Annotated in this window: 22 protein-coding genes, 1 tRNA gene, 1 CRISPR repeat array and 1 other annotated feature; of the genes, 2 read left to right on the forward strand and 21 right to left on the reverse strand. The window is 43.8% G+C overall.

Annotated elements, in window-relative coordinates:
* Positions 1-27: 27 nt before the first annotated feature.
* The 14 genes from FFM80_RS05105 to FFM80_RS05170 all read right to left on the reverse strand — a co-directional run bounded on the left by FFM80_RS05105 (position 28) and on the right by FFM80_RS05170 (position 9,342).
* Positions 28-486, reverse strand: a complete 459-nt coding sequence (locus FFM80_RS05105; protein WP_137639815.1) for an arginine repressor — start codon at positions 484-486, stop codon at positions 28-30.
* Positions 487-563: 77 nt separating this feature from the next.
* Positions 564-1,379, reverse strand: coding sequence for a TlyA family RNA methyltransferase (locus tag FFM80_RS05110; RefSeq protein WP_137639816.1), 816 nt, complete (start codon positions 1,377-1,379; stop codon positions 564-566).
* A gap of 11 nt (positions 1,380-1,390) precedes the next feature.
* On the reverse strand, positions 1,391-2,281 hold the full coding sequence (locus tag FFM80_RS05115) for a polyprenyl synthetase family protein (RefSeq protein ID WP_137639817.1): 891 nt from the start codon (positions 2,279-2,281) through the stop codon (positions 1,391-1,393).
* Positions 2,274-2,513, reverse strand: coding sequence for an exodeoxyribonuclease VII small subunit (locus FFM80_RS05120; RefSeq protein WP_137639818.1), 240 nt, complete (start codon positions 2,511-2,513; stop codon positions 2,274-2,276). The genes FFM80_RS05115 and FFM80_RS05120 overlap by 8 nt, the downstream gene beginning before the upstream one ends.
* Positions 2,506-3,858: an exodeoxyribonuclease VII large subunit gene (gene xseA, locus FFM80_RS05125; protein WP_137639819.1), complete on the reverse strand. Its 1,353-nt coding sequence runs from the start codon at positions 3,856-3,858 to the stop codon at positions 2,506-2,508. Before xseA ends, FFM80_RS05120 begins: the two co-directional genes overlap by 8 nt.
* Entirely contained in the window at positions 3,851-4,711 is an 861-nt protein-coding gene (locus FFM80_RS05130; protein WP_137639820.1) for a bifunctional 5,10-methylenetetrahydrofolate dehydrogenase/5,10-methenyltetrahydrofolate cyclohydrolase, read from the reverse strand. The genes xseA and FFM80_RS05130 overlap by 8 nt, the downstream gene beginning before the upstream one ends.
* Positions 4,712-4,855: 144 nt before the next feature.
* The gene (gene nusB / locus FFM80_RS05135; protein ID WP_137639821.1) at positions 4,856-5,275 is read right to left on the reverse strand and encodes a transcription antitermination factor NusB; all 420 of its coding nucleotides are present in this window, start codon (positions 5,273-5,275) and stop codon (positions 4,856-4,858) included.
* The gene (locus FFM80_RS05140) at positions 5,272-5,730 is read right to left on the reverse strand and encodes an Asp23/Gls24 family envelope stress response protein (RefSeq protein ID WP_137639822.1); all 459 of its coding nucleotides are present in this window, start codon (positions 5,728-5,730) and stop codon (positions 5,272-5,274) included. The genes nusB and FFM80_RS05140 overlap by 4 nt, the downstream gene beginning before the upstream one ends.
* Before the next feature lie 43 nt (positions 5,731-5,773).
* A complete protein-coding gene (gene efp, locus FFM80_RS05145) occupies positions 5,774-6,331 on the reverse strand; it encodes an elongation factor P (RefSeq protein ID WP_137639823.1) in 558 nt (185 codons plus the stop codon).
* A gap of 67 nt (positions 6,332-6,398) precedes the next feature.
* A complete protein-coding gene (locus FFM80_RS05150; RefSeq protein ID WP_137639824.1) occupies positions 6,399-7,463 on the reverse strand; it encodes a M24 family metallopeptidase in 1,065 nt (354 codons plus the stop codon).
* 123 nt (positions 7,464-7,586) lie between these two features.
* Positions 7,587-7,865 (reverse strand): 50S ribosomal protein L27, encoded by a 279-nt coding sequence (rpmA, locus tag FFM80_RS05155; RefSeq protein WP_130843822.1) that lies wholly within the window; start codon positions 7,863-7,865, stop codon positions 7,587-7,589.
* Positions 7,866-7,889: 24 nt separating this feature from the next.
* Complete coding sequence (locus tag FFM80_RS05160) at positions 7,890-8,225, reverse strand: ribosomal-processing cysteine protease Prp (RefSeq protein WP_137639825.1); 336 nt, start codon at positions 8,223-8,225, stop codon at positions 7,890-7,892.
* A 21-nt stretch (positions 8,226-8,246) separates the two neighbouring features.
* Complete coding sequence (gene rplU / locus FFM80_RS05165) at positions 8,247-8,555, reverse strand: 50S ribosomal protein L21 (RefSeq protein ID WP_137635221.1); 309 nt, start codon at positions 8,553-8,555, stop codon at positions 8,247-8,249.
* Between the two features lie 22 nt (positions 8,556-8,577).
* Positions 8,578-8,650 (reverse strand) — a sequence feature (ribosomal protein L21 leader region).
* A gap of 62 nt (positions 8,651-8,712) precedes the next feature.
* Positions 8,713-9,342, reverse strand: coding sequence for a TetR/AcrR family transcriptional regulator (locus FFM80_RS05170; RefSeq protein ID WP_137639826.1), 630 nt, complete (start codon positions 9,340-9,342; stop codon positions 8,713-8,715).
* Positions 9,343-9,550: 208 nt separating this feature from the next.
* Between FFM80_RS05170 and FFM80_RS05175 the strand changes: the two genes are divergently transcribed.
* Positions 9,551-9,706 carry a hypothetical protein gene (locus tag FFM80_RS05175; RefSeq protein ID WP_137607473.1) on the forward strand — a complete coding sequence of 52 codons (156 nt, stop codon included), beginning with the start codon at positions 9,551-9,553 and terminating at the stop codon, positions 9,704-9,706.
* Between the two features lie 104 nt (positions 9,707-9,810).
* On the opposite strand, the gene FFM80_RS14710 is transcribed toward FFM80_RS05175, so the two are convergent.
* Both FFM80_RS14710 and FFM80_RS05180 read right to left on the reverse strand, forming a co-directional pair.
* Positions 9,811-9,936 carry a hypothetical protein gene (locus tag FFM80_RS14710; protein WP_263390483.1) on the reverse strand — a complete coding sequence of 42 codons (126 nt, stop codon included), beginning with the start codon at positions 9,934-9,936 and terminating at the stop codon, positions 9,811-9,813.
* A 194-nt stretch (positions 9,937-10,130) separates the two neighbouring features.
* Positions 10,131-10,841 carry a hypothetical protein gene (locus FFM80_RS05180; RefSeq protein ID WP_137639827.1) on the reverse strand — a complete coding sequence of 237 codons (711 nt, stop codon included), beginning with the start codon at positions 10,839-10,841 and terminating at the stop codon, positions 10,131-10,133.
* Between the two features lie 458 nt (positions 10,842-11,299).
* Positions 11,300-11,632: a CRISPR direct-repeat array (repeat unit 28 nt; unit sequence GTATTCCCCACGTATGTAGGGATGATCC).
* A 153-nt stretch (positions 11,633-11,785) separates the two neighbouring features.
* Here FFM80_RS05180 and FFM80_RS05185 point away from each other — a divergent pair.
* Positions 11,786-11,859 (forward strand) — tRNA-Arg (locus FFM80_RS05185).
* Positions 11,860-12,031: 172 nt separating this feature from the next.
* On the opposite strand, the gene FFM80_RS05190 is transcribed toward FFM80_RS05185, so the two are convergent.
* The 5 genes from FFM80_RS05190 to FFM80_RS05210 all read right to left on the reverse strand — a co-directional run bounded on the left by FFM80_RS05190 (position 12,032) and on the right by FFM80_RS05210 (position 16,389).
* Positions 12,032-12,571 (reverse strand): dUTPase, encoded by a 540-nt coding sequence (locus FFM80_RS05190; RefSeq protein WP_137639828.1) that lies wholly within the window; start codon positions 12,569-12,571, stop codon positions 12,032-12,034.
* Between the two features lie 10 nt (positions 12,572-12,581).
* Complete coding sequence (locus tag FFM80_RS05195; protein ID WP_137639860.1) at positions 12,582-13,532, reverse strand: hypothetical protein; 951 nt, start codon at positions 13,530-13,532, stop codon at positions 12,582-12,584.
* Positions 13,522-14,415, reverse strand: a complete 894-nt coding sequence (locus tag FFM80_RS05200; RefSeq protein ID WP_137639829.1) for an exonuclease SbcC — start codon at positions 14,413-14,415, stop codon at positions 13,522-13,524. Before FFM80_RS05200 ends, FFM80_RS05195 begins: the two co-directional genes overlap by 11 nt.
* Positions 14,416-14,618: 203 nt before the next feature.
* Complete coding sequence (gene glnA / locus FFM80_RS05205; protein WP_137639830.1) at positions 14,619-15,965, reverse strand: type I glutamate--ammonia ligase; 1,347 nt, start codon at positions 15,963-15,965, stop codon at positions 14,619-14,621.
* 43 nt (positions 15,966-16,008) lie between these two features.
* A complete protein-coding gene (locus FFM80_RS05210) occupies positions 16,009-16,389 on the reverse strand; it encodes a MerR family transcriptional regulator (RefSeq protein ID WP_137639831.1) in 381 nt (126 codons plus the stop codon).
* Between the last annotated feature and the right edge of the window lie 104 nt (positions 16,390-16,493).

Genomic DNA, 16,493 nt, shown 5'->3' on the forward strand with positions numbered 1-16,493 from the left:
AGGTCTGTGATAACCATCCGGTCAACCTTAGTTATCGCTTAATAGTCGCTGAAGCGTTTGTTGTAAGTCTAAGGTGGCATCCAACGATTTGCCGATAATCAACACGGTGTCATCATCCCCCAATGTCCCGAAGACATTGTCATAATGCATCGCTTCAATTAATGACGCTAACGCTGGTCCATTCCCAGGCAAAACCTTGATCAACACGAACTTATCTTGCGTCGCATAGGACACATAGGCATCCTTTAAGGTCCGTCGCAATTTCTTTTCCGTATCCATCTTCTTTTGGACGGGCATACTATAATGGTAGCCGCCCGTCACCGAGGGCACTTTGACCAGCTGCATGTCTTTAATATCCCTTGAAATCGTGGCTTGCGTCACGTCAATATCTTCAGCACGTAATAATCTGACAAAGTCTTCTTGTCGTTCAATTTCGTTTGAGCTTAACAATCGTTTAATATAGCGTTGGCGCTCTTGCTTCTTCAAACCGATCACCCCCGGAGTCTTTATAGTCATATAATAAGCTATTATGCATAAATATGAAAGGCTCGTTTTAAAATCGCTTACTTATTCAATTGATCGTAAGCACTTTGCTGGGTCTGCTCAATTGAAACCGTGGGCGCAATCGTGGCTGGCTGGTCAGTGGCTTGCAAATGAATCAAAAATTCAATATTACCTTCGCCACCCTTGATTGGTGAATAATCCAGCCCTAAGACGTTGTAGCCGGCAGTTTGAGCGAAGGTCACAATATCCGTTAAAACGTCAGCATGCACACTGTGGTCGCGCACAATCCCATGCTTACCGACATTTTCGCGCCCAGCTTCGAATTGCGGTTTAATTAACGCCACCACTTCACCGCCAGTTTCAATAATCGCATGCAATGGCGGTAAAATAAGATGCAATGAAATGAAGGAGACATCAATAGACGCAAAGCTAGGTTGGCCGCGCGTAAAGTCAGCCAACTTGCTGTACCGGAAGTTAGTATGCTCCATAACCTCGACCCGTGGATCTTGCCGTAGCTTCCAAACAAGTTGGTTACTGCCAACATCCAAGGCATAACTCATTTGCGCCCCATTCTGTAGCATGACATCGGTGAAGCCCCCCGTGGAGGACCCAATGTCCAACACAATACGACCACTGACATCAATCTTAAAACTCTTTAACGCTTTTTCCAGCTTCAAACCGCCCCGTGAGACGTACGGCATCGGCTTGCCTTTTAAATGTAATTCGGTTGTGACGGGAATCTTCACGCCCGGCTTATCCAACCGTTCTTCATTAACCCCTAAAATTTCACCAGCCATCACTGCCCGCTTGGCTTTCTCACGCGTATCAAATAACCCCTGTTGTACTAATAAGACGTCGATCCGTTCTTTTTCCATCTAATAATCCTCTAATTCGTAAAATACGTTAAAAATGATGCTAATAACGCGGTATCCGTCTGACTTAACGCTTCCGTGCGGTCGAGCGCCGTTTGTGCGCTGGCTACTGCCGTTTGCAACGCTTGGCGTGCACCGGCAAGACCTAACAAGCCGGGATACGTATTCTTATGCTCACCAGCATCCTTGTGCGTCGCTTTTCCGAGCTGAGCCGGTGTACTGGTGACATCTAAAATATCATCATAGATCTGAAAAGCTAGCCCATAAGCATCGCCAAATGTAGTCAATGCTGCTTGAACTGGTTCACTAACACCAGCTTGAATCGCTCCGGCTAAAACAGCATAGTGAATCAAGGCCCCAGTCTTTTCTCGATGTAACTGTTGCAAAACAGGTAAGGTCAATTGCGTCCCCGTCGACTTAACATCAGCGACTTGACCGGCCACCATCCCTTGGGGCCCCGCTGCTTGCGCCAAGCCTAACGTCAGCTTAGCCAGTTTGTCCGCTGGCAAGCCGCTATCAGCCAGCCATTGAAAGGCTAAGGGCTGCAGCGCATCGCCCGCTAGAATTGCCAAGTCTTCACCAAACTTAACGTGACTGGTTGGCTGACCACGGCGTAACGCATCATTATCCATCGCTGGTAAATCATCATGAATCAACGAATAAGTATGCATCAATTCCAGCGCCACACTCGCCCGTAACTCTGCGGCCGTAATCGGCTGGTTAAACGTGGCCAATACCGCTAAACTCAGTAATGGTCGCAAACGTTTGCCGCCAGCTAAAACCGAATAGCGCATGGCAGCCGTCAATTCAGCGCGGTCACTGACCTCCCGTAGATTCTCGTCCAAGTAAGTATTCACTCGCGGGACCCACGTCGCTTCAAAGTCAGCTAATAACTGCCTATTCATTGGCGTCAGGCGCTTTCGGTTGTTCAAATGGGACCTCGTTGCCATTTTCATCCATCATCTTCGTTAAGGTCTTTTCGGCCCCAGCAAGGGTGGCTTGTAATTGTTTACTCAAAGCAACGCCTTTTTGGAACTGGTCTAAAGCCTGTTCCAACGGCACATCGCCGCTTTCTAATTGATTCACAATTGTTTCTAAACTGGTTAAGTTTGCTTCAAAAGTTGGTTTATCAGCCATTTGTTTTTCCTCCATCAACCTTACTAATTTTCGCCGTTGCTTGCCCATCTGCCAAGTGAATCTGGACAGTCTGGTCCGGGGCTAAGGTAGTTGCCGAACGCACAATCTGATCATCGTGCGTTACAAACGCATACCCCCGACCCATAATCTTCAACGGACTCAATAGATCTAACGATTGAATCGCGCGTGCTAACTGTTGCTGCTTGGCGTTCATCAATAACGTAGTCCCACGATTAAGCCGTTGCTGTAGATTGGTTAACTGGGTCTGGGCTTGGCGCACCCGATGAATCGGCGTCTGCTGGGCCAGTCGTTGGACTACACGTTGCGCTTGTTGTTGCGCCTGCGCCACATTTTGTTGGCCAGCTTGCTTTAACCGTTCGTTCAAAAAGTCTAGTTTCTGTAAATAGCCTTCATACAGTCGATTCGGTTGGGTAAAGACGTATGATGCTTGTAACTTAGCCAGTCGTTGCCGGTCATGTTGGACCAGATTCTGAAAGGCATTAAAGACCCGCGTTTGGTCTTGATTAAGTTGTAGCATGACTTCATTGAAGACTGGCACCGCCAGTTCCGCTGCCGCGGTCGGCGTTGCAGCTCGGACATCCGCCACCAAATCGGCAATCGTCGTATCAGTTTCGTGACCAACCGACGAAATGACCGGTAACGCACTATCCGCAATCGCGCGAGCCACGACCTCCTCATTGAACGGCCACAAATCTTCAATTGAACCGCCCCCGCGGCCAATAATCAGCGTATCAAAGTTCCCCGCTTGATTAGCCCGCGCAATTTGTCGGGCAATCTCTGGTGCAGCGGCATCGCCTTGGACCTGCGCTGGATACAACACAATCTGAGCAATTGGGAAACGCCGCCGCGTGGTCGTAATGATATCACGAATGACGGCCCCACTCGGACTGGTCACGACCGCAATCCGTTTAGGAAAACGCGGTAAGGGCTTTTTAGCCGCACTAAATAGCCCTTCCGTTGCTAACTTCTTTTTTAATTGTTCATAAGCTTGATACAAGGCCCCCACGCCATCGGGTTCCATGCGTTCAATATAAATCTGATAGCTACCGCTGGGTTCATATAACCCAATTCGGCCAACGACCATGACTTTCATCCCAACTTCTGGTTGAAATTTCACTTTGGCAAAAGCCGAGCGAAACATGATTGCTGAAATCTTGGCATGGTCATCTTTGAGACTAAAATATTGATGGGCATTCGCCCGCGGACGATAGTTAGAAATCTCACCCGTTAAATAGACTTTGCCCAAATACGGATCAACTTCAAATTTACGTTTTAAATATTGGGTCAACGCGGAGACTGTCAAGTAATCTTGACTGTTACTCACTCAAATCACTCCATTTTGCTAATTCAACGGTCGTCTGCATCAAAGTGGCAATCGTCATTGGACCAACCCCACCGGGTACTGGCGTAATCAAGCCAGCCACGCCTTGAGCCGAATCAAAATCAACGTCGCCAACAAGCTTACCGTTTTCATCACGATCCATACCAACATCAATAACAGTGGCACCGGGTTTGATATCAGCACCCGTAATCAGATGAGCAATCCCCGTCGCTACCACCAAAATATCCGCGGTGCGTGCCAAAGCCTTGAGATCCTTCGTCCGGCTATGGGCAATCGTGACCGTCGCATTAGCATTAGTCAACAGCGCAGCCATCGGTTTACCGACAATCGTACTACGACCAATCACGACCGCGGTCTTTCCAGCCGGGTCAACATCATAAGCCCGCAATAACGTCATAATACCGCGTGGCGTATTAGCAACTGGATAATTTCCCGGGAAGTTGGTGATCAGCTTACCCATGTTGGTTGGATGGAACCCATCAACGTCTTTTTGCGGATCAATGGCCAAGGTAATGAGTGGTTCATTGATCTGCTTAGGTAATGGCGACTGAACTAAAATGCCATGAATCTGATTGTCGGCATTATATTCAGCAATGATTGATAGTAATTCTGCTTGGGTAGTCGTTGCCGGTAATTCCCGAACAACTGAATGCATGCCAAGCTTAGTAGCCTTACGATTCTTGTTCCGCACATAAATTTGACTAGCCGGGTCGGCTCCGACAATAATCACCGCAATCCCAGGTTGGACCCCCTGGGCAGCTAATGCCGCCACCTCATTTTGGGTTGCTTGATTGACTTGCTTGGCGACTTGTTTACCATCAATAATTGTTGTCACACCTGTCACGCTCCTTCGTTTGTCTTTTCCCATTTTAGCATATTCTGAGCGGTGATAAATAGCGGGTTTACTTAGAAAGTGTTAAAAAAAGCCTGGCAAATTGCCAGACTTTCAAGGTTGAACATCATATTGTTCGGTTTTAGACTAAATGGCGTCGTGGGTAACGGCCTTACCTAAGACCCCACTGACGAACTTCCGAGATTGGTCATCGCTGAAAGCCTTCGTTAATTCGATAGCTTCATTGACGGCCACTTTGCCCGGAACATCATCGACATAATTCAACTCAAAAAAGGCAATGCGCAAGATGATTAAATCCGTCTTGGCTAACCGGTCAAGCGACCAGGTACTGCTTAGATAAGGTTGAATCAAGCCATCCAATTCCGTCTGATGGGTTAATACCCCCGTCACCAACGTGCTGAGGTAACTGGGAATTTCTAATTCATCAGTTTCATCAGGATTTAGTAACTGTTGGTAAAGCTGATTCTCATCAGCTTCCGGATTAGAGTTCAAAGCAAAGAGTGCTTGGAACGCCTTTTCACGGATTTCATGACGCGTTAAACTCAAGATTCTTCACCATCTTCATTTTCATCAGCTTCAGGGTCAGCATCGCCGAAAAGATTATTCGGATCAATGGCACTTTCTGTCTTTTCGGTAACAATCCCAGTAATGTGTACGTTAACTTCACTCAAGGCCAAATCAGTCATGAATAAAATCTGTTGCTTAATCTTATCCTGAATCGCTAAAGCGACTTTCGGTACGGACACGCCGTAATCTAAGTAAGCATAGACATCGACACTGATACGATCATCGACAATCGTTAACTTAACACCTTTACCAAGACTCTTCTTGCGACCGAACAACTCATTTACACTGGAAGAAATCGAGCCGCGCATGCGGTTGACGCCATCAATTTGGCTTACCGCGATACCAACGATTATCTCAAGCACTTCAGGTGCAATTTGAATTTGTCCTAAGCTGGGTTCTTTACTTTGTAACGTAATGTTGCTACTTTCAGCCATTTTGACATTCCTCCAATTCCATGTTTGTCGGTACTAGATCACCTTAAGCCCGAGAAACGTAAGTGCTATCAACGGTGTTGACGATTAACTTGTCGCCCGCTTTAACGAAGAATGGCACTTGGATAATCGCACCAGTTTCCAACGTTGCTGGCTTAGAACCACCAGAAGCGGTGTCCCCTTTGATGCCAGGTTCCGTATCAGAAACTTCAAGCGTAACGGTATTAGGTAATTCAATTCCTAACACTTCGTTGTTATATAAGGTTACTTGAACTTCCATGTTTTCCTTCAAGAACTTCAATTCATTTTGAATATGGTCCCCAGGAATTTCGATTTGTTCGTAAGTATCCGTGTTCATGAAGACATAGTTGTCACCATCTTCATAAAGATATTGCATCGTGCTCTTTTCGATTGGGGCTTGTTCCATCTTAGCACCGGCACGGAAAGTCTTATCTTGAACGGCACCTGTCCGCAAGTTCTTAAGCTTTGAACGTACAAAGGCGCCACCCTTACCAGGCTTAACGTGCTGGAATTCCACGATACGCCAAATGGCATGGTCTACTTCAATTGTTAAACCGTTTTTAAAATCTGCTGTTGAAATCATTTAAAGTCCTCCTATGAAGATATCTTTATTACTATAACAAGTGAGCGCCGTTGTGGCAACTGTCTTGTTACAAAATTAGTAAATTGCGGGTTGCTTGCGTTAACCGTTCGTGACCCGTCGCAGTGACTAAAATGTCATCTTCGATTCGCATCCCGCCGAGATCTGGGAAATAAACGCCCGGTTCTACGGTCACAACACTATCGGCAACTAACATTTCCGGACTGCGTTTTGAAATTAACGGGGCTTCATGAATCGCTAACCCAATCCCATGGCCCATGCCATGGTTAAAGGCTTCACCATAGCCAGCGGCCGTAATTAAGTCACGACCAATCTGATCAAGATCCGCCCCAATCGCACCAGGACGAACTTGGTCAATCACGGCCTGTTGCGCCGATTGCACGACTTGGTAAGCCCTTTTGAGCTTTGCATCGGGTTCACCGAGGGCAAAAGTCCGGGTCATATCCGAGGTATAGCCATTCAAAAAGTACCCAAAATCCAAGGTTACTAGTTGACCAGCTGTCAGCCGGGCCTGCGAGGCTGTGCCATGCGGCAACGCGGCCCGCGCACCACCTAACACGATTGTCGTGAAAGATGGCCCACTAGCACCACGTGACCGCATAAAAGCATCTAACAAGTTACTGACATCAATCTCACGCATTCCTGGCCGTACGAGACTGGTGACATACTCAAAACCGGCATCGGCCAATTGTGCGGTGGCACGTAAAGCGTCAATCTCAGCGGCACTTTTAGTCTCACGTAATTGATCGACTACCGCTGGTAAAGCAACGAGGTCACTGGTGAGGTTCTCATCCAGATAACTATAAGCCTGATAAGGTAAGTCATCTTCAAAGCCCATCACACCGGTCTGCGTCTGCGCAATCACATCACAGACCGCAGCTAGATAGTCCCGGGTGATGATCAAATGCTGATCGTCATACTGATCTGCAAACGCCGTCTGATACCGAGAATCGGTAATCAAGTAAACGGTGTCATGTAGCACCAATAAATAACCGGCACCTGCCAAATCCGGCATGGCGGTTAAATATTGTAAATTGCTATCACTGGCGACTAAAAAGGCGTCAATCTTAAGCTGGTCAAACCTAGCTTGTAAGCGTGCAATTCGACTTAACATGTTGTCACTCCCATCATTAACACCGTCCATTATACCAAACTTCGGCAATAACGCGCAGTTTCGTTAAATTTGGTCGTGCTAAGCGTTAAAAAAAGAGCCTCACGCAGAGGCTCTTTCAAAAGATTATTTTGCTGGGTAAACTGAAACTTGGCGCTTGTCGCGACCTTTACGTTCGAAACGAACGACACCGTCAACCTTTGCAAATAATGTATCGTCGCCACCACGGCCAACGTTAACACCAGGGTAAATATGCGTCCCGCGTTGACGGTAAAGGATGTTACCACCTTTAACAGTTTGGCCATCAGCCCGCTTGGCACCTAAACGCCGACCAGCTGAATCACGACCGTTGGCAGTAGAACCGCCACCTTTATGGTGAGAGAAGAATTGCAAATCCATTTTCATAGTAAGTCCACCTCCGAAATGTGGTTATCGTATTTGCTCACGAACCCGAATATAATCCGCATAGTTCGTGGCCACATCGTTTAATCCGAGTGTGAAACTCGCCAGCAACGTTTGTAATTGCGAATTTGCTAAGTCGAGCTTAGTAAAATCTGCAATCAACAACCCGCCGTTAGTCTCATCACTTTGAATCGCTGGTTTGAGGTGCGCAACTTGTTCAATCCCATTGATTGTACTAATTGCTAACACCGAAACCGCTGCGCAAACGATGTCTTGTCCATAAGCACCTGAATCAGCATGACCCGTCAAACGAAAACTGGTGACTTGACCAGTTGGGTTGCGAGTAATCATGGCCTGAATCATAAGTAATGCCTACTTTCTTATTTATGCGTTAATTGAGTCGATCGTTACCTTGGTATATGGTTGACGATGACCTTTCTTAGTATGTTGGCCCTTCTTAGCCTTGTACTTGAAAGTAATCACTTTACGTTCGCGGCCTTGTTTTTCAACAGTACCTTCGACCGTCGCACCATCAACAGTAGGGGTACCGATCTTGGTTGAATCGCCACCGACAAAGACTACTTGATCAAAAGTAACCTTTTCGCCTGCAGCAGCATCAAGCTTTTCAACATAGATTGCTTGGCCTGCTTCAACTTTATATTGTTTACCACCAGTTACAATAATTGCGTACACGTTTGTGCACCTCCTTAAATTATGAATCACTTAGACTCGCCAAGTTAAGCGTCATTGCTGAACTTAAGACTCAACTCGTGCGGTTGTAGCTGCAGAAGTCCACAAATACAACATGAAAATATTATCAAATTACTGGCCAGTAGTCAAGCTATAAATGCTACTGCACAAAAAAATCAGTAAAGGTAATATTACCAACCGTCATTAAATGATGTAATTTTTTGATACATTTAGTCAAATATCGCGGCGTATAGATCATGTCATTCGCCAACCAGTCAGTAATCAAGCCGACTGTCGAAGACACATAGTACGCAATCTGAATGCTGACCGGAACCTCCAAATCGGCAAACTGATCTTCAAAATCACGATAGAATCGTTGCATCCAATCACTCAGCTGCTCATCAATCCGCCGATTAACAGCCAACTGACTTTGATTCAACAATAAGGTCTTAAACGCATCGGCGTGCCGATCGATGTACGTTAAGGCCTTGGATAAAGAGAGGACTTGGACACGCCGTAACGGATCAGCCGGGTTCGTAATGACTTCACTAATCGCCACCGTCACAATCGCCTGTTCAAATAATTCCGTCACCAAATCATTTAAAGCGTGGTTCACAAAATCAGATTTATCTTTATAATGTAAATAAAAAGTTCCGCGGGTCACTTCGGCTGTGGATGTTAATTGTTGGACCGAAATGTTTTCAACTTTATGGTCTTGCAGCAACGTGATTAGCGCCTGTCGCAACCGCCGCCGGGTTTTATCCACGCGCGGATCAATCTCATGACTCATTCGACTTCCCTACTTTCTAAAATAAATATAACATCAAAAGTAAAAGTCGTCTATTTATTGCGATAATCAAGACGAAACCTGATAAAGCGTTCATCATTTAACCATTAATTTCAAAAAAAATCGGTTTTTTCTTAATTTTAGTTGCAATATATGTCGTTTATGCTTTACAATAATTATCATTGGACTAAAAGAAGGAGGAATTTCTCTCATGACTGAAGTACGTAAACCATATAACACATGGGCATCACGTCGTCCAGTTGCTGACAAGCAAAAGCGGATTCGTCGCGAAAAGCAAACTGCTGCGATCCAACGTTTTGCTGCTGGTAAAACTGAAACGATCGAAGCAACCCCAAAAATCAAGTAATCAATCAAAAAAAGAACTGGCCAGTTAATGGTCAGTTCTTTTTTTGATTGTTTGATTGTAATTAACGTGCACGGTGTGCGGTTACTAAAGAAACTCCCGAATGCCTAGCGGTTATTACGGGAGGCGGTAAAATGTTTACTGCTTGCATTCTCCTTAGCAACAAAGTTTGTATAATATTGCACGCCACCGGCAATGGCAATAATGCCGACAATTGCTAATACTGGACCCATAAGCGTTTCTCCTTCCCTGTTACATTTATATTATCGTTATGTTACAGGAATATTTCAAGGGAAATGTACTAATTTTTTGTTAGTTTTGGGAAATGTTTGGATTCTTTAATGTTTCTTAAGTTATTGAACGAAACATTATACCAAAAAAGACTAAGTCACCCTTAGTCTTTCAGTTTTATATTAACCTTTTAAAATTAGTCTAGCGATTGAATTAAATTTTCTAACGTTTCTGCAAAACTTCTTAATTTTTCTGATGCTAAGTCATTGTCTGACGAAATTGAAAAGTTTTCCAAATCATTTGCCATTGCTTTTAAATTTGCATTTTGAATCTTTGAGAAACGCCCCTTGAATATATCATAGATACCTAAGAGGGCTTTTCTTGTCATCGTTAATTCTTCAGTAGATCCATTATATTGACCTAGCCCATCATAACCAAGACTATTGCCCAATTCTTCATAGTTCTTAGCTGAAAAATTCACAAAATACTGAAACCCGGAATCCCCTAACATAGCCGCTCTATTAAACGAAGCAATATCATCTTTCAACTTTTTATTTTTATTAATTGGTGCTTTACCAGCAGTCAAATACTTACTATAAATCCAGCCCTTTTTCTTTCCAGTTTTAATATAAGTTAAAGAAGCTCGCTTCTTACCAGCCCTTTTAATCGTCGCTTTCTTAGTGCCATACCAAGTCGTATACTTATAATTCTTCATATTATGCTTTTTCTTAGTTAGCTTGGCGCTGCTGTAAATGTACCCTTTTTTACCATGATAGGCTTTCTTCGCAATCTTAGACGTCGAGACAACTTTTACTTTACTAGCTGCATTAGCTGGAGTAGTCATCCCCGGTGCCACTAATGTCAAGCCTAGTACCAGCATCAAACCAGCTTTTATAAATTTTCTCATCTTAAAAACTCCTCCTTTTTAATAAATCTTATTATAGCATCAATCATTTACTCGTCATCGGACTACCGTTAAACTGGCTTATATCGCTCATTGTAACGAGAACAATTCATCGTTATGTATTGGCGGTAATCAAATTTGTTTATATTAACTCACAATTATTTTGGTAGGATAACGTCGTCCTATGTCGCTCGCCTTTACCAGGATTAAACGACAAAAATAATTAACTTTTGATAAAGAAAAATATGTATCTCATCACCATCAAACCATTACTAATTACAGATGGAATTTAATCTGTTGGAGAAACAATAAAACCTGTTCAGTTGAAAAAGGTTCTTTAAACTATTGTCAATAATTTATTGCTAGGGTATGCTTTAGACAATAGATTGGCTTAGGTGCAAACTGATTTATTTTGGCAGTTATGCAAAATCAGAATGCTGTTATATCAAGGATCTCTTAGTGTATTCCCCACGTATGTAGGGATGATCCCGTATAACGCCAAGTACCGTAAGGACAAGCTAGGTATTCCCCACGTATGTAGGGATGATCCTGTCTGGAACGCGATTAAGACCGCTGCCGAAACGTATTCCCCACGTATGTAGGGATGATCCCTTTGATGACAAAAAAAGACGCCTTAGCGATGGGTATTCCCCACGTATGTAGGGATGATCCCGTAGTTTAAATAGCCTATTAGCCGCAAAAGACGTATTCCCCACGTATGTAGGGATGATCCCTCGTCAACTTCTTCGTAGTGCTTGAATTTCGTGTATTCCCCACGTATGTAGGGACGATTTAAATGAAATCAATCAGCAAACAAAATTAACCACGTCTCAAATAACACTATTCACACGAACTAAGAATCCATCTTACAAGGCATTGTCATCGTAATTGTTTTCAAATAAAAATTGACAGTCCGAACGTTCTTATCTATAATTATATCTGTTGTTGTCATGGTAGCTCAACTGGATAGAGCATCCGCCTTCTAAGCGGAGGGTTGTGAGTTCAAGTCTCACTCATGACATATTCGCATAAATTAGAACACTTCAAAAAAGCAGGAATCCCGTTAAATCAACGTTTACGGTGGCTCCTGCTTTTTTGTTTGTGTTAAAAAACACTATTGTAAACTATTTTGCCCAATACTTCTATATGTATAAACAAAAAAGTGCAACCAGCCCCAGCCAGTCGCACTTCCTTTAATAATTATTTTCCTGTCGTTCTTCATTCACTTGGTTCTTAGCTTCAAAAGCCGCCTGAATCTCGTCCTGCTTAAAGCCAAAATCAACCAATCCAATCTTCAAAAAGACATGCCAAGCATGCTGATAACTCACTTGACGATGATCGAAATAAGCATCATACAGCAAATGTTTAATTGCCAAATACTGCTTATTTAAATCAGTCGCCTGCTTGTCACCCAGCTCAGTCAAGGCATCGGCCGTCAGTGGCATCAAATGCGTCCACTGCTGAATCGCGGCGACTAAGAAGAAGAAATCCATCGCATCGACGTATTCATTTAAAAGGGTCTCACGATGCGTCTTACCCGCATCGGCCTTGCCCTTATGAATCTTCCAAACTTTGAACCATTCGGACGTGTTGGCCATTTCAGCCAGCTCAACATCTAACGACACCATCGCATTCTGTAGGCGTTCGGCCGGCCGCCAGTGAATCGCTTGTTTGGCCGTAATGTCTTGATCCAATCGAATCGATTGTTGTTGTAATTTCGTTAAATCTAACATCAACACACCTCTACGCAAAAACTAATGGGTCAGCTTTAATCGCCAAGGACTCAATATTTTCTAAGTACCAGTCACGCATGAAGTCAAAGTGTAATAAGACGTCAAACCACGACACGCGTTGATCATCATCATGGACGGTGATGACCCACTTGGCAGTCCCAGCCGACCCAGCATCAAAGATGTCGATCAACAAGTTTCCTGGTAATTGAATCTGGGCGCCATGCCCATGGGGTGAATTTTGCAACATGTAGTCATTTTTAGCCGCCGTCACAAACAACTTATCAACGACTTCCCCACTCAAATCAGCCTCATGTAATTCGTACTTCGCCGCATTGGCCACATCCAAGATATTGAAGTCGACGTTAAAACCGAAGTCATCTTGTAAATAATGACCAAAGTTAATTAAAGTGGCAAGCACGGTATTAATTTGGTCAACCCCAACGCCTTTTAACAATAATTTGTTAATAAATAAATTTGTGAAAGCGGTACTATTAAACCGCAGCAACCGGCGTTCCAAATGAATATAGAACAAGTTTTCACCGGTCGTCTGCTCATGATAGTAAGCCCCGCCATTATCGTTATCGACAACTTGGTACAAGAACGTATAATCATCGGACAACTCATTAAAAACATGGTACAGTGATTCGCTGTGCGCCCGGGTATTTAAGATGGCGTGCTCATCATCATGCATCCCTAACAACCGACTCATAAAGATCAGATAGTAGTCCGCATTTTGATATTGATGTGGGAACGTCACGTACGCGGAGTCCAGCTTAAAGTCAGACAATTCCTTAGCCGCGGCCAACAAAGTTTCCCCATCGTTCGTATCAATCAATTGATCCATTAACTTGGTGAACTTTTGACCGTTCGCTAGCCCGCTTTTAAGTCCCTCGTTAAACATCGACAACTTACCATGGGTACTGAGCGTTGCCGAATCAATTTTTTTAGCATCATTCGTCATCAGCATCGACCTGTGCCTTTCCAATCAGCGTGGTCAAGTAGTCAACATAGAGGCTACGATTGCGCTCATTAAAGTTTTCAAAACTCTTGAAGGATTTTTCAATGGCTTGTTTTTCATAAGCCAAAATCGTGTCCTCCTTAGAAAGGGTCAAAATCTTGGCTTCGTTGTCCTTCATCGTGGCGTGGGCATTGTTGGCCTGTTCATCTTGATCAGCTAACTTAGTCAGTTGATCAATGATTTGTTGGCGTTCATCTTTAATGCGACCAGAATCAAATAATGAATTCCGTTGGCCATTTTCCTTTAACTGTTGCCGTAATTTATCTTTTTGCTGATCACGATCCCCCTGGGCATCAATCAACGCTTGCAATTGATCATTAGCCGCTGAAATCCGTTGAATCGCATCGGTATTGAATCGTTTGTGGCTGGCTGCCAATTCAAACGTTTTTTGTAATTTGTTGAATTCCTCTTGGCTGAATTCAAAGGCGACTTTTAACGCGTTAAGCTTACCAAACCGCCGCCGATCCCACCAGTTACCAAAGTAAATCTGGAACTCGCCGAGCTGGGTCTCTTCATAATAAAAGAACGGGTATTCATGGGCCAAATAATCAATGAGCTTGGTACTTAAATAATGGCTGATTGCTGGATGCACATCCGTAATCAAATTGACCTGCGTATTGCGGGCGGGATTTGGTTCTTCATTTAATAAGGCTTGATGATAATGGTCACCATCGATCAATTCGTAAATCAATCGGTCATCACCAGCCGAAATTGCTTGGCGCAGCGTTGATAAATAGTCCAGTTTTTGCTGTAAGCTATTCGTTAGCTCGCGCGTAGGTTGATCTTGTTCATTTTGTTCAAGATCAGGCTGACTTTGTTTTTCCATGATAATCTCCTTGCAATCAATTGATAATTGGCAAATTGCTGAATTGCGTTTCTAATACTCATGTTACCGAAAAACCAGCCAATAATAAAGGTTTGTGCTGGTAATTTTTCAATTTTATAACAAGTTACGTCGATTTCGATTGTCATTTAACTCATCCGAAAAAAAGAAGCCCCTAACAGGACTTCCTTTAAGCAAACGCGCGTTTAATACAATTCCATGTATTGTTCGCGTTCCCATTCACTAACTTGTTGACGATATGACGCCCATTCTAAGCGTTTAGCTTCCAAGAAGCTTTGATAGATATGTGGTCCTAACGCCTTCTTCATGGTTGGGTCAGTCTGGAATTCCTTCAACGCATTGTGCAACGTTGATGGTAAGTCTTCAATTCCAGCCGCTTGCCGTTCGTCTTCGTTCATCACGTAAATGTTCCGGTCAATACTCTTCGGTGGTTCGATGTTGTTCTTAACCCCATCAAGACCAGCTTCCAAAACGGCTGCAAAGGCTAAGTAAGGGTTAGCTGAGGCATCAACACTCCGTAATTCCAAACGAGTGGACAAGCCACGGGCACTTGGAATTCGAATCATTGGTGAACGGTTAGAACCAGACCAAGCCACGTAAACTGGGGCTTCGTAGCCAGGAACTAAACGTTTGTATGAGTTAACGGTTGGGTTAGTCACCGCCGTATAACTGCGTGCATGCTTCATCAAGCCGCCTAAGAAGTGATAGGCATCGGTTGATAATTGTAATTCATCTTGTTCGCTCTTGTCGTAGAACGCATTGCCTTGATCATGGAACAAGGACATATTCACGTGCATCCCGGAGCCATTAACCCCATTCAATGGTTTTGGCATAAAGGTTGCCCATAAGTTGTACTTGCGCGCAATCGTCTTGACGACTAATTTGAACGTTTGGATATGGTCAGCGGCCGTTAAGGCGTCCGCATACTTAAAGTCAATTTCATGTTGGCCAGGAGCGACTTCATGGTGACTAGCTTCGACATTAAAGCCTAAGCGTTCGAGTTCCAAGGCAATATCGCGCCGGCAATTTTCACCTAAGTCCATTGGGGCCAAGTCAAAATAGCTCCCTTTATCGTTAAGTTCAGTGGTTGGTTCACCCTTATCATTCATCTTGAATAAGAAGAATTCAGGTTCTGTCCCGATATTGAAAGCCGTGTAGCCGGCATCACGCATGTCGCTTAAGACCCGGATCAAGTTATTACGTGGATCACCTTCGAATGGTTGGCGGTCGGACGTGTAAACTTCACAGATGATCCGAGCAATCTTCCCATGTTCAGTATTCCAAGGCATGATTAACCAAGTCGATAAGTCTGGATATAAATACATGTCACTTTCTTCAATCCGAACGAACCCGTCGATTGAAGAACCATCAAACATCAATTTATTATCTAATAACTTATCTAGTTGAGATACGGGCACCTCAACGTTTTTGATGGTCCCAAATAAATCAGTGAACATTAAACGTAAAAAGTTAACGTTCTCATCTTTAACAATCTTACGAATGTCGTCCTTTGTATACTGCTGTTTTGCCATGCAAATCGCTCCTTAAATTGATTGACTAATGGATGCAGACGAATTAATGAGTCGGAAATTCTGGACCATGTTTGGACTTAAAGCCCCCGATATTCAGAAACTCGTCATGTAGGATTTGGCGTACATCGTTGTCAGTCAATGGCCGCGCTAAATCAGCGGCTTGTTGTTCGGCTTTTTGCTGTTGCTGGGCATAAATCTCTTTAATGCCAGCGATGTTAATCCCATCAGCTAAATAATCCTTGATCTCTAATAAGCGATCTACATCGTTTAAGGAGAACATCCGCCGATTACCGGCGTTACGTTCCGGATGACTCAACCCTTGTTCTTCATAATAACGAATCTGTCGGGCGGTTAAATTAGCTAACTTCATAACTGTACCAATTGGTAGGACAGCTAACGAACGACGCAATTCCTTTTCCTTCATGACGACCCTCCTCTTTAATACATGGTTAATATTAGCAATGTCATACCAGAATGTCAATCATACATGTAAGAAAATATCACATCATTTATATTAGGTATACCAAT

It is taken from the genome of Lactiplantibacillus dongliensis (assembly GCF_005405105.1).
GTDB lineage: Bacteria > Bacillota > Bacilli > Lactobacillales > Lactobacillaceae > Lactiplantibacillus > Lactiplantibacillus dongliensis.